Origin of the sequence: Acidihalobacter yilgarnensis, assembly GCF_001753245.1 — a bacterium.
Taxonomy (GTDB): Bacteria; Pseudomonadota; Gammaproteobacteria; order DSM-5130; family Acidihalobacteraceae; genus Acidihalobacter; species Acidihalobacter yilgarnensis.
Genome location: NZ_CP017415.1, coordinates 549,300 through 561,052, shown reverse-complemented (window position 1 = coordinate 561,052; position 11,753 = coordinate 549,300). Strand labels below are relative to the sequence as shown.

Sequence of the window (11,753 nt, the reverse complement as noted above, 5' to 3'; positions counted from 1 at the left end):
TGGAAACGGGGTCAGATACCCTCTTGCATTTCAAGTCCGCGCATGGCGCGCGAGGTCTCGTATTGTTGCATCATTAACAGCCGACACACGCCCGGATTCTGGGCTGCGCCTTGCTATCAAGCATCAATATACAATAAAAGGCTATCCCGACTCACTCATCACACTTTGAAATAGCGTTACCCATGTAGCGCATTCATCGCCCCTTGTGGGTCGTTCTTCACGATCCTTAGCAACGACTCCGCCGGCCCTTGGGGTTGCCGCCTTCCCTGTTCCCAGTTTTGGAGCGTTCTGACGCTTACGCCCATGAGAAGCGCAAATCGCCCCTGCGAAAGACCCGTACGCTCACGGATGGCCTTTACGTCCAATGCATCGAACGCAAATCTGCGTGGCGACGCCTGACCTCCGTAGCAAATATTCCCGGCTTCCTTCAGACTTTCTGTCAATTCGTCAAACAATGCCTTATCCATGTCCGAATTTCTCTTCGTATCAGTTTGCGCAGTATCTTCATCTGATCCTGTGTCAGATTTTCCTGCTCGTTCTTGGCATAGGCGAGAAGCATATAGATCATGTGTTCTGGGTCGTACCAGTAATAAATCACCCGAATGCCATCGCGCTTTCCGCGGCCGCGTTGGACCCAGCGCACCTTGCGCAACCCGCCACTACCAGGGATCAGATCGCCAAGATCAGGCCGATGAATCAACGCCTGCTGCAATTCCGCGTAATCCTCATCGTCGACCAAGGCGGTGATCTGCTTGTTGGATACACGGGTCTCAACGATTTCCATTCGCAGTTTATACGCCATTGGCGTACTTCCAGGCAAAAAAGAAGGGGGCATTGCCCCCTTCTTCAAAGAACAGTCATGCCCTGTGGGATCAGACCGCCTTGTAAATCTCCACCCCGGTCTTCACGAACTCGACCGCCTTCTCTTCCATCCCCTTGCGCAGCGCCTCATCTTCCGTGAGCCCCTGTTTGGCCGCGTAATCGCGCACGTCCTGCGTGATTTTCATGCTGCAGAAGTTCGGGCCGCACATGGAACAGAAGTGCGCGACCTTGTGCGCCTGCTTGGGCATGGTTTCGTCGTGGTATTCGCGGGCTCGTTCGGGGTCGAGGCCGAGGTTGAACTGGTCTTCCCAGCGGAACTCGAAGCGGGCCTTAGACAGGGCGTTGTCGCGCATCTGCGCGCCGGGGAAGCCCTTGGCGACGTCGGCGGCGTGGGCGGCGATCTTGTAGGTGATGATGCCGTCGCGCACGTCCTGCTTGTTGGGCAGGCCGAGGTGCTCCTTGGGTGTGACGTAGCAGAGCATGGCGGTGCCGTACCAGCCGATGTTGGCGGCGCCGATGCCGGAGGTGATGTGGTCGTAGCCGGGGGCGATGTCGGTGACCAGCGGGCCGAGGGTGTAGAACGGGGCCTCGAAGCAGTCGACCAGCTCCTTGTCCATGTTCTCTTTGATCTTCTGCAGCGGCACGTGGCCGGGGCCTTCGATCATGACCTGCACGTCGTGCGCCCAGGCGGTCTTGGTGAGTTCGCCGAGGGTTTCCAGCTCGGCAAACTGGGCGCGGTCGTTGGCGTCGGCGAGGCAGCCGGGGCGCAGGCCGTCACCGAGCGAGAAGGATACGTCGTAGGCCTTCATGATCTCGCAGATGTCTTCGAAGTGGGTGTAGAGGAAGTTTTCCTGGTGATGCGACAGGCACCACTTCGCCATGATGGAGCCACCGCGCGAGACGATGCCGGTGACGCGGTCGGCGGTGAGCGGGACATACTGAAGGCGCACGCCGGCGTGGATGGTGAAGTAGTCCACGCCCTGCTCGGCCTGTTCGATCAGGGTGTCGCGGAACAGTTCCCAGGTGAGGTCTTCGGGCTTGCCGTCGACCTTCTCCAGCGCCTGGTAGATCGGCACGGTGCCGATGGGCATGGGCGCGTTGCGCAAGATCCACTCGCGGGTTTCGTGGATGTTCTTGCCGGTGGACAGGTCCATCAGGGTATCGCCGCCCCAACGCGCGGACCACACCATCTTCTCGACCTCTTCCTCGATGGAGGAGGTGACGGCGGAGTTGCCGATGTTGGTGTTCACCTTCACCCGGAAATTGCGCCCGATGATCATGGGCTCCAACTCGGGGTGGTTGATGTTGGCGGGAATGATGGCGCGGCCACGGGCGACTTCGTCGCGCACGAACTCGGGCGTGATCTCGGCCGGCAGGCTGGCGCCGAAGGACTCGCCGGCGTGCTGGCGCAGCAGCTTCGCGTAGCTCGGGTCTGCGCGCAGGGCCTGCAGCTTCACGTTTTCGCGAATGGCGACGTATTCCATCTCGGGGGTGACGATACCCTGGCGGGCATAGTGCATCTGGGAGACGTTGCGGCCGGGTGCGGCGCGGCGCGGCGCGCGGATGTGCTCGAAGCGCAGGCTGGCGAGCGCGGCATCGTCCTGCCGGCGACGGCCGAACTCGGAGGTGGGTCCGTCGAGCAATACGGTATCGCCGCGCTCGGCAACCCAGCCCTCGCGCAGCGGCGCGAGGCCCTGCATCAGGTCGATGTGCGCCTCGGGGTCGGTGTACGGGCCGGAGGTGTCGTAGATCGGGATCGGCGGGTTCTGCTCGACGCCGGTGTCGGTGTGCGTGGGGGTCTGCTCGACCTCGCGCAGTCCGACGCGCAGGTCGTCACGCGAGCCCTGCACGTAGACCTTGCGGGAGTTCGGGAACGGGCGGGTGACTTCCTCGGACAGCTTGCTGGTCTTCTCGACAAAGCCTTGCGGGATCGCGCTCATGAGTGTGTTTCCTCGTGGTGCGGCGAAGGCATGCGTGTCGGAAGGACCGCGGGCGGGCGTTCCGAAGCTTCCCTCCGCCGGGACTAACCGGTTCAGGTTCCAAGGGTGTTTCTCAGCCCACAGCGGCGGGCACCCCTAGCTTCGTATGACTGACAGGCAAACTATAGAAGATGACCGACCTTTGCAAGCACTCCGCTCAGCCGTCCAGCGCGGCCTTGAGGCACTTGGCGAAGGCCCGGATCACCACGACGCGCGCGAGGCGTTTGTCGTTGGCCGGAACGATTTCCCAAGGAGCGTATTCGGTGCTGGTGCGCACGACCATCTCATTCACCGCAGCCCTGTAGTCGTCCCAGCGGTCGCGGTTGCGCCAGTCATCCGGGGTGATCTTGTGCTGCTTGTAGGGTGTCTGCTCACGCTGACGGAAGCGGTGCAACTGCTCGTCCTTGTCGATGTGCAGCCAAAATTTGGTGAGCACGATACCGTGTTCGACGAGCTGGGACTCGAAGTCGTTGATTTCGTGGTAGGCACGCGCCCACTCGATGGGCGCAGCAAAATTCTCCACCCGCTCAACCAGCACGCGGCCGTACCAACTGCGGTCGAACACCGTGCAATAGCCGTCGCGCGGGATATGGCGCCAGAAACGCCAGAGGTAGTGATGCGCGGCCTCTTCGTCGGTGGGCGCACCACTGGGCACGACGGTGTACAAGCGTGCATCCATCGACTGAGTCAGGCGCCGGATGGCGCCACCCTTGCCGGCGGCGTCCCAACCCTCGAATACGGCGGCGCAGGGGCGGCGCGCGCGGAAGGCCTTCCAGGTCAGGCGGTTTACCTCGGCCTGCCAGTGGTCTATCTCCTTATGGTATTCCTTGCGCGCCAGAGCCTGATCCGTGTCGACATGATCGAGCACGGTGATGCGTGCGCTGGGTGCGTCGGGCAGTACGGGGGCATGCGAGGTACTCAGCGTTTCGTTCGCAGGCGGCGCATCCAGGCGCGCCTGCAGCGCCTTGAGCAGGGTCTGCCCGATGGTCAGGTCGCGATAGCGGTGATCAGTGGCCTCGATCAGATACCAGGGCGCGTCGCCGGTGTCGGTCTCACGCAGCACCTGCGCGCCTACGCGCACGAAGTCCTTGTAATGATCGGCGTAGCGCACGGTTTCAGGAGCCATGCGCCAGTGGCTCTCTGGGTCCTTGCGGCGCTTCTTAATGCGTTTACCCTGCTCCTTCTCCGGTAGATGACACCAGAACTTGAGCACCAGCACCCCGGCACGCACCAACATGCGTTCGGTGTCCACGATGCGTGTGATCTCGGCAGCCAGTGCGAGGGCGTCGGCGCGCCCGGCGATCTGGTCGAGCAGTATCGGCGTGTACCAGCCACCGAACAGCACGCCGATACTGCCCGCCGCCGGTAGGGTCCGCCAATAGCGCCACCAGCGCGGGCGCTGCAGTTCCTCGTCGGTCTCGTCCCAATAGGCCTGCACCTGCACGCCGCGCGAGTCCAGCCATTCGAGCAGGCGGTTCACCACCTGCCCCTTGCCGGCACCGGACACGCCGGTGATCAACACGATCACCGGCACACCGGCCTCGCGCGCGCGGCGCTGCGCCTCCAGCAAGCCCAATCGCAAATCCTGCACGGCAGCGGCGAAGGTATCCTTGTCGACCTTGCGGCCTAGCTCGGCTGTCTCGAACATCGTGCGTCACCCCACTGGCGTTAGCGATGGATCAGAGCCTAACACCGCACCGGGCTTGCCCGTATCGACATCTCCCCGTAATCTTCGGGTTCTTTGTGATCACCACAGGCACCCAGCAATGACGATCGCCCTTTCCGCCGCCGAGGCTATGGACACCGTGGACTACGCTCAACTCCGCTTCATCATGGTTGAACAACATATTCGCCCCTGGGACGTTCTGGATCATCGCGTACTGGAGGTGGTAAGCCACCTGCCCCGCGAGGACTTCGTCGGCGACGCCTATCGCGGCCTCGCCTACGGCGATCTGGAGGTGCCACTCGGTCACGGCGAATTCATGCTGCAGCCCAAGATCATCGCCCGGCTGCTGCAGGCACTCGACCCTCGGCCCAACGAGGTGGCACTGGAGATCGGCACCGGCAGCGGCTATCTCACCGCCTGCCTCGCCAGCCTGTCGGCCCAGGTCGACAGCGTGGACATCGAACCGGATTTCAAGCACGCGGCACAGGCCCGCCTCAAGGCGCTCGAACTCAACAACGCCACCCTGCGCGTCGCCGATGCGGCCCACGGCTGGGGTATCCGTGAGCGCTACGACGTGATGGTGATCACCAGCTCGCTACCCGAGGCCGCCCAGCTGGCGCCCTTCGAGCAACGGCTGGCGGTCGGCGGCCGGCTGTGTGCCATCGTCGGCATGGCGCCGGTGATGCACGCCATGCTCATCACGCGCATGGACGAAACCAGTTATGCGCGGGTCAATCTGTTCGAGACCAGCGTCAAACCCCTGCGCGGCCTGCACAAGACGCAAGTCTTCAAGTTCTGAGACCACGAGGCACCGCGCGCACAGGACGCGCCAGCGCATGACCGAAGCCACGCCACTGTGCCGCGCCGGCAACAGCCGCTTGCTGCTGATCGACCTGCAAACCCGACTGCTCGGCGCCATGCCCGAGGATGACCGTGCGCGCGTGCTGCGCAACACCGGCATCCTGCTACGGGCAGCCAGCCTGCTGGAGGTGCCCGCCCTGCTCAGCGAGCAATACCCGCGCGGCCTCGGCGCCACCGACGAACAACTTGTCGAGCTGCTGCCCGCGCAAACCCCGGTGGTGGGAAAGACCCGTTTTTCCTGTTGCGGCGTGCCGGACTACTGGTGGCAACTGCAAACCGAAGATCGACGTCAGGCCGTGATCGCCGGCGTCGAGGCGCATGTCTGCGTGCTGCAGACTGCGCTGGAGCTGGCCGAGCTGGGCCGGCAAGTATTCGTGGTGGAGGACGCGGTGTGCTCGCGCGATCCGGCCAATGCGGCCAATGCGCTCGCTCGATTGAGGCAGGCGGGCGTGGTCGTGACCAATACCGAATCGGTGGTTTTCGAGTGGCTGGGCGACGCGGCCCACCCACAGTTCAAGGCCGTCTCCGCGCTGATCCGTTAGAACGGATTGAGGGAGCGGACGGGTAGCGGGCCGCCGGCTAGCGGCCCCCGCTACCCCATTTCCCGGCGCTCAGCCCTCGTAGCGCTGCAACACCAGGGTGGCGTTCGTGCCGCCAAAGCCGAAGCTATTGGACATCACGCGATCAAGACGCACGCCATCGCGGCGCTCGCGCACGATGGGTACGTCGGACGCCGCAGGATCGAGGGTCTCGACGTTCGCAGAGGCTGCGATGAAGTCGTGTTGCATCATCAAGAGGCTGTAGATCGCCTCACTCACCCCTGCCGCACCCAGCGAGTGCCCGGTCAGCGACTTGGTCGAACTGATCGGCGGCAGCGAGTCGCCGAAGACCTCACGCATGGCACCGATCTCCGTCATGTCGCCGGCCTGGGTACTGGTGCCATGGGCGTTGATGTAATCAATGCCACCCTCGACGGTGTCCATCGCCTGCTGCATGCAGCGCACCGCGCCCTCGCCCGAGGGTGCCACCATGTCGTAACCGTCGGAAGTGGCGCCGTAACCGACCAGTTCGGCGAGGATATTGGCACCGCGCGCCTTGGCATGTTCGAGCGCCTCGACCACCAGCACGCCGCCACCGCCGGCAATCACGAAGCCGTCGCGCGCGGTATCGAACGGGCGAGAAGCCGTGGTCGGGGCATCGTTGTACTTGCTCGACAGGGCACCCATGGCATCGAACAGCAGGCTCATGGTCCAGTGCAGCTCTTCGCCGCCGCCAGCGAAGACCACGTCCTGCTTGCCCATCTGGATCAGTTCGGCGGCATGGCCGACGCAGTGCGCGCTGGTGGCGCAAGCGGAGCTGATCGAATAGTTCACGCCCTTGATCTTGAAGGGGGTAGCCAGGCAGGCGGCATTGGTGTTGGACATGGTGCGAGTCACCATGTACGGCCCGACCCGGCGCAGACCTTTCTCGCGCAGGGTATCGGTGGCGAGCAACAGGTTAGCGGTGGAGGTGCCACCCGAGCCCATCACCAGCCCCGTGCGTGGGTTGGAGATGTCGCCGTCCTCCAGGCCCGAGTGCGCCACTGCCTCGACCATGGCGAGATAGTTGAAGGCGGCACCGTCGCCCATGAAGCGTCGTTGCTTGCGATCGATCAGCGCGTCCGGGTCGAGCTTGATCGACCCGTGAATGTGCGAGCGGAAGCCAAGCTCCGCGTATTCCTCGCAATATTCGATGCCGGATCGACCTTCCCGCAAGGAGGCGAGCACCTCCCCGCAGTTGTTGCCGATACTCGACACAATGCCCATACCAGTGATTACGACACGACGTGTAGACATGTCCTAGAACCCCTCGGTCGACGTAAACAGCCCAACGCGTAAATCGTGGGCTTCATAGATGTCGCGCCCGTCCACGCGCATGACCGCATCGGCCACGCCCATGTACAGCTTGCGCTTGACCAGTCGCTTGATATTGATTTCATAGCTCACCCGATGGTGCGCCGGGGTGACCTGTCCGCTGAACTTGACCTCGCCCGCACCCAGCGCTCGGCCACGTCCCGGCCCGCCGCACCAGCCCAGGAAGAAGCCCACCAGCTGCCACATGGCATCGAGGCCCAGACAACCCGGCATTACCGGATCGCCCTCGAAGTGGCAGCCGAAGAACCAAAGGTCCGGGGTGATATCAAGCTCGGCAAGCACCTGGCCCTTGCCATGGGGGCCGCTCTCTTCACTGATATGGGTGATGCGGTCGAACATCAGCATTGGCGGCAGCGGCAACTGTGCGTTGCCCGGTCCAAACAGCTCGCCGTGACCGCACTGCAATAATGCCTCGCGGGTGTAACTCGTCTGTCGCTCCATAAACTCCACCAGACGCCAGCGGCGCCATTGTCATTGTCTTGTGGCTCGTCGTCCTGCAGCGGTGGAGGGCTCAGCCTCTCGCGAACGCGTTATATTGCCACACACCCCACCGCACGTTCATGACGCACGGCAACCGATCGCGCCTCGCGCGCCGAGGCATGCCTCAAGCGGCGACGCCCCAATATTACTTCTCCAACCATCCCTGCCGGGGCGGAGTGCGGCATCATACACCGCTCGCGGCGCGACGGCCCGCCTGCGCCAGCACCTCGCCCACCGCCTCCAGCGTACGCGCCAGCGCACCCCGATTACGCAATACCACCGCATGCCCCGCCGCGCCCGCCTGCCGGCGATGCGGCGCGTCGGCCAGCAAATCCGCCACCGCGGCCCCCAGCGCCTCGGCATCTTCGACCACTTCTGCTGCGCCGGCCTCAATCAGGGCCTCGTACACCGCATCGAAGTTGCTGCGGTACGGACCGGTGAGCACCGGCAGGCCAAGCGCTGCCGGCTCCAGGGGATTGTGCCCACCCGTCGGCACCAAACTACCGCCAACAAAGGCGACATCGGACGCCGCATAAAGCAACAACAGCTCGCCAAGGGTATCGCCCAGTAGTACGTCGGTGTGACCGTCGCCATTCTCCTGGCGACTGCGCCGGGCCACACGATAGCCCGCCCGCTCGCACAGGACGAAGGCATCTTCGAAGCGTTCGGGGTGGCGCGGCACCAGGATCAACACCGCGCTGGCGAAACGTGCGCGTACATCGGCAAAGGCCGCGAGCGCAGCCTCGACCTCGCCGGCATGCGTGCTGGCAGCGATCCAAACGGGGCGCGCAGCGCCGAGGCCGGCGCGCAGCGCGCGCCCGCGCGTGATCACCTCGGATGGCACGTCGAGATCGTATTTGAGATTACCCAGCACGCGCACAGGCCGCGCACCAAGGGCGGTGAAGCGGCGAGCGCTGTCGCTGTCCTGCGCGGCGACCAGGGTCACGCGCGCCAACGTCTCCCGCACCAGTCGACGTAGCCGCGCGTAGCCCCGTGCCGAACGCTCGGACAGGCGGGCGTTGGCCACCATCACCGGAATATGGCGCTGGCCGCAAGCGGCAAACAGGTTCGGCCACAGCTCGGTTTCCATTAACAGCGCCAACCGAGGCCGGGTGCGGTCGAGAAAACGGGCGACCACGTGCGGCAGATCGTAGGGCAGGTAAACGTGCTCGACGCTGTCGCCGAGCAAACGCCGCACCTGTGCGGAACCCGTCGGCGTGGTGGTGGTGACCAGCAGCGCGTGGTCCGGATGGGCCTGCAACAGACGGCGAATCAGGGGGGCGGCAGCGATCACTTCGCCAACCGACACCGCATGCACCCACAGGCGTGGGCGTTTCGGTAGCGGCCCGATGTGAGCGAAGCGCTCGCCGATCCGCTTGCGATAGCCTGGATTGCGGCGCGAACGCCAAAGCAGGCGCAACAGGACGAAGGGCGTGATCATGTACAGAACGATGCCGTACAACAGACGCATCAGCGCGGTGCGTTCAGCCGGTCCAGGTAGGCCTTGACCCCTGCCGCGACGGTCTTGAAGGGTGCATCGTAACCGACGGCGCGCAGGGCGTCGATGTCGGCCCGTGTGTAGCTCTGGTAGCGTCCCTTGAGGTGATCCGGGAAGGGGATGTACTGCAACTCGCCCTTGCCGTGCCAATCGATGACGGCGCGCGCGACGTCGTTGAAGGTCTGTGCGCGACCGGTGCCCAGGTTGAAAATACCGGATACTTCGGGGTGATCGAGGAACCAGAGGTTCACATCGGCGCAGTCGCCGACATAGACGAAATCGCGGCACTGCTCGCCATCGCCGTAACCCTCGGTACCCTCGAACAGGCGACAGCGCCCGCCCTCAAGGAGCTGGTTGTTGAGGTGAAACGCGACGCTCGCCATCGAACCCTTGTGCTGTTCGCGCGGACCGTAGACGTTGAAGTAGCGGAAGCCGGCCACCTGGCTACGGGCAGCCGGCAGCAAGCGGCGCACGTACTGGTCGAACTGAAACTTGGAGTAGCCGTAGACGTTCAACGGACGCTCGCATTCGACGCGCTCGACGAAATCGGGTCCAAGACCGTACACCGAGGCGGAGGACGCGTAGAGATAGGCCACCCCGCGATCCAGACAGTAGTGCAGCAACGCCTTGGAGTAGGCGTAGTTGTTCTCCATCATGAAGCGACCGTCCCACTCGGTGGTCGCCGAACAGGCGCCCTCGTGGAAGATCGCGCGCGCGCCGAAATCTTCGCCAGCACGGATGCGCGCGAGGAAGTCGTCCTTGTCCAGATAATCGGCGATCTGCAGATCGGCAAGATTGACGAATTGGGTGCCGTCGCTGAGGTCGTCGACAACCAGGATGTCGCGCTCGCCGCGCGCGTTGAGCTGCTGAACGATGTTGCTGCCGATGAAGCCGGCGCCGCCGGTGACGATAATCATTCGCTGGAATCCCTCGATGCGTCTTCGCCGCGCCCGCGCAGGATGGCGTCGATGATGCGGCTGGTGGAACAATCGTAACGGAAGTCGATGGTGCGCACCTCCCCGCCGGCCGCGGTCACGCAGCCGTAACCCGCCACGTCTTCGGCGCGGTAGTCGCCACCCTTGACCAGCACGTCGGGCAACACCTCGCAAATCAGGCGCTCGGGGTGTCCTCGTCGAAGGGCACAACCCAATCCACCGCGCCCAGTCCGGCCAGCACAGCCATGCGGTGTTCCAGCGGATTAATCGGACGCGAGGGCCCCTTGAGCCGTTGCACGGAGTCGTCAGTGTTCACTGCTACGATCAGGCGGTCGCCGAGCCGGCGGGCCTGGACCAGATAATCAACATGGCCGGCATGCAGGATATCAAAGCAACCATTGGTCATCACGACACGCTCGCCGTGGGCACGTGCCTCTGCGACCGCGTCCAGCAAGCGTGTCTCGCCGACCACCCCGAAGGCGGTCTCGTCGTGCGTGAATAGGGCGCGACGCAGCTCGGCGACACTGACCGTGGCCGTACCCAGCTTGCCGACCACGAGGCCGGCTGCGAGGTTGGCGAGCGCCGTGGCCTGCGGCCAAGGCTGCCCGCAGGCCAGCGCTCCGGCAAGCACGGCGACCACGGTATCGCCGGCGCCGGTCACGTCGAAGACCTCGCGGGCAAGTGTGGGCAGATTCATCGCCGGCTCGTCGTGACGCAACAGCGTCATGCCCTCCTCGCTACGCGTGATCAGCAAGGCGTCGAGCAGCTCTCGCTCGATCAGGGCATGGCCACGCTCGATGATTTGCGCATCATCGATGCAACGGCCCACCACCGCCTCGAATTCCTTGCGATTGGGGGTAATCACCGAAGCGCCCCGATAGCGCGCAAAGTCGCTGCCCTTGGGATCGACCACCACCGGCTTGCCATGGCTACGTGCCAGAGCAATCAGCACCTGGCTCGCGGCCAGCGTGCCCTTGCCGTAATCCGAGAGCACGACGACATCGATCTCGTCGAGGCAATCGGCCATATCCTGGGCGATGCGCGCGGCATCCTCCGGTGTGAAACCCTGCTCGAAATCCAGGCGAATGAGCTGCTGATGGCGGCTCAGCACGCGCAGTTTGGTAATGGTCGGGTGACGCGGCAGACGCACGAAGCGGCACGACACACCCGCCGGGGTAAGCAACCCCTCCAGCGTATTGGCGGCCTCGTCGTCGCCGGTCAATCCAAGCAGTAGCGGCTTGGCGCCAAGGGCGGCCAGATTAAGCGCCACATTGGCCGCGCCTCCGGGGCGCTCTTCGCTGGGACCGACGTGTACCACCGGCACCGGCGCCTCGGGCGAAATCCGCGTGGCCTCTCCATGCCAGTAACGATCCAGCATCAGGTCGCCGACGACCAGCACGCGGGCATGCTCGAAGGCGGGGATGGCGGGCGTCATGCGGAGCATCCCGCGCAGCGGGCGGGAACAGCGCGGAGCGGGCGGGCGGCGACGATTCGGGTCACGGCTTGCGGGTCCAATGCGGAAAGCGGCGTATATTAGCATGGACGCCGCTTGTGACGGCCGAGCCCTGCCCCGTAGAATGCTCCATTTAGCGCGCTTAT

Annotated in this window: 10 protein-coding genes, 1 pseudogene and 1 riboswitch; of the genes and pseudogenes, 2 read left to right on the top strand and 9 right to left on the bottom strand. The window is 64.2% G+C overall.

Features of this window, described 5'->3' with window-relative positions; genetic code table 11:
• Positions 1–176 precede the first annotated feature (176 nt).
• The 4 genes from nadS to pap form a co-directional block, all read right to left on the bottom strand.
• The gene (gene nadS, locus BI364_RS02750) at positions 177–467 is read right to left on the bottom strand and encodes a NadS family protein (protein ID WP_070077455.1); all 291 of its coding nucleotides are present in this window, start codon (positions 465–467) and stop codon (positions 177–179) included.
• The gene (locus BI364_RS02745; RefSeq protein ID WP_233279570.1) at positions 440–802 is read right to left on the bottom strand and encodes a type II toxin-antitoxin system RelE/ParE family toxin; all 363 of its coding nucleotides are present in this window, start codon (positions 800–802) and stop codon (positions 440–442) included. Before BI364_RS02745 ends, nadS begins: the two co-directional genes overlap by 28 nt.
• Positions 803–872: 70 nt before the next feature.
• Positions 873–2,762 carry a phosphomethylpyrimidine synthase ThiC gene (gene thiC, locus BI364_RS02740; protein ID WP_070077453.1) on the bottom strand — a complete coding sequence of 630 codons (1,890 nt, stop codon included), beginning with the start codon at positions 2,760–2,762 and terminating at the stop codon, positions 873–875.
• Between the two features lie 52 nt (positions 2,763–2,814).
• Positions 2,815–2,909, bottom strand: a riboswitch (TPP riboswitch).
• A 49-nt stretch (positions 2,910–2,958) separates the two neighbouring features.
• Complete coding sequence (pap, locus tag BI364_RS02735) at positions 2,959–4,449, bottom strand: polyphosphate:AMP phosphotransferase (RefSeq protein ID WP_070077452.1); 1,491 nt, start codon at positions 4,447–4,449, stop codon at positions 2,959–2,961.
• 157 nt (positions 4,450–4,606) lie between these two features.
• Between pap and BI364_RS02730 the strand changes: the two genes are divergently transcribed.
• A complete protein-coding gene (locus BI364_RS02730; protein ID WP_070079839.1) occupies positions 4,607–5,266 on the top strand; it encodes a protein-L-isoaspartate O-methyltransferase family protein in 660 nt (219 codons plus the stop codon).
• Positions 5,267–5,303: 37 nt separating this feature from the next.
• Positions 5,304–5,870 (top strand): isochorismatase family protein, encoded by a 567-nt coding sequence (locus BI364_RS02725; protein WP_070077451.1) that lies wholly within the window; start codon positions 5,304–5,306, stop codon positions 5,868–5,870.
• 69 nt (positions 5,871–5,939) lie between these two features.
• On the opposite strand, the gene fabB is transcribed toward BI364_RS02725, so the two are convergent.
• The 5 genes and pseudogenes from fabB to hldE form a co-directional block, all read right to left on the bottom strand.
• Complete coding sequence (fabB, locus tag BI364_RS02720; protein ID WP_070077450.1) at positions 5,940–7,163, bottom strand: beta-ketoacyl-ACP synthase I; 1,224 nt, start codon at positions 7,161–7,163, stop codon at positions 5,940–5,942.
• A gap of 3 nt (positions 7,164–7,166) precedes the next feature.
• Positions 7,167–7,682, bottom strand: a complete 516-nt coding sequence (gene fabA / locus BI364_RS02715) for a 3-hydroxyacyl-[acyl-carrier-protein] dehydratase FabA (protein ID WP_070077449.1) — start codon at positions 7,680–7,682, stop codon at positions 7,167–7,169.
• Positions 7,683–7,905: 223 nt separating this feature from the next.
• On the bottom strand, positions 7,906–9,192 hold the full coding sequence (waaA, locus tag BI364_RS02710; protein WP_197495807.1) for a lipid IV(A) 3-deoxy-D-manno-octulosonic acid transferase: 1,287 nt from the start codon (positions 9,190–9,192) through the stop codon (positions 7,906–7,908).
• Positions 9,192–10,136 carry an ADP-glyceromanno-heptose 6-epimerase gene (rfaD, locus tag BI364_RS02705; RefSeq protein ID WP_070077448.1) on the bottom strand — a complete coding sequence of 315 codons (945 nt, stop codon included), beginning with the start codon at positions 10,134–10,136 and terminating at the stop codon, positions 9,192–9,194. The genes waaA and rfaD overlap by 1 nt, the downstream gene beginning before the upstream one ends.
• Positions 10,133–11,589: pseudogene (gene hldE, locus BI364_RS02700) on the bottom strand (bifunctional D-glycero-beta-D-manno-heptose-7-phosphate kinase/D-glycero-beta-D-manno-heptose 1-phosphate adenylyltransferase HldE). The gene rfaD and the pseudogene hldE overlap by 4 nt, the downstream one beginning before the upstream one ends.
• Positions 11,590–11,753: the final 164 nt, after the last annotated feature.

Coding starts and splice junctions, on each gene's coding strand:
- nadS (WP_070077455.1), bottom strand. CDS start 467: ATGGATAAGGCATTGTTTGACGAATTGACAGAAAGTCTGAAGGAAGCC.
- BI364_RS02745 (WP_233279570.1), bottom strand. CDS start 802: ATGGCGTATAAACTGCGAATGGAAATCGTTGAGACCCGTGTATCCAAC.
- pap (WP_070077452.1), bottom strand. CDS start 4,449: ATGTTCGAGACAGCCGAGCTAGGCCGCAAGGTCGACAAGGATACCTTC.
- BI364_RS02725 (WP_070077451.1), top strand. CDS start 5,304: ATGACCGAAGCCACGCCACTGTGCCGCGCCGGCAACAGCCGCTTGCTG.
- waaA (WP_197495807.1), bottom strand. CDS start 9,192: ATGCGTCTGTTGTACGGCATCGTTCTGTACATGATCACGCCCTTCGTC.
- fabB (WP_070077450.1), bottom strand. CDS start 7,163: ATGTCTACACGTCGTGTCGTAATCACTGGTATGGGCATTGTGTCGAGT.
- thiC (WP_070077453.1), bottom strand. CDS start 2,762: ATGAGCGCGATCCCGCAAGGCTTTGTCGAGAAGACCAGCAAGCTGTCC.
- rfaD (WP_070077448.1), bottom strand. CDS start 10,136: ATGATTATCGTCACCGGCGGCGCCGGCTTCATCGGCAGCAACATCGTT.
- fabA (WP_070077449.1), bottom strand. CDS start 7,682: ATGGAGCGACAGACGAGTTACACCCGCGAGGCATTATTGCAGTGCGGT.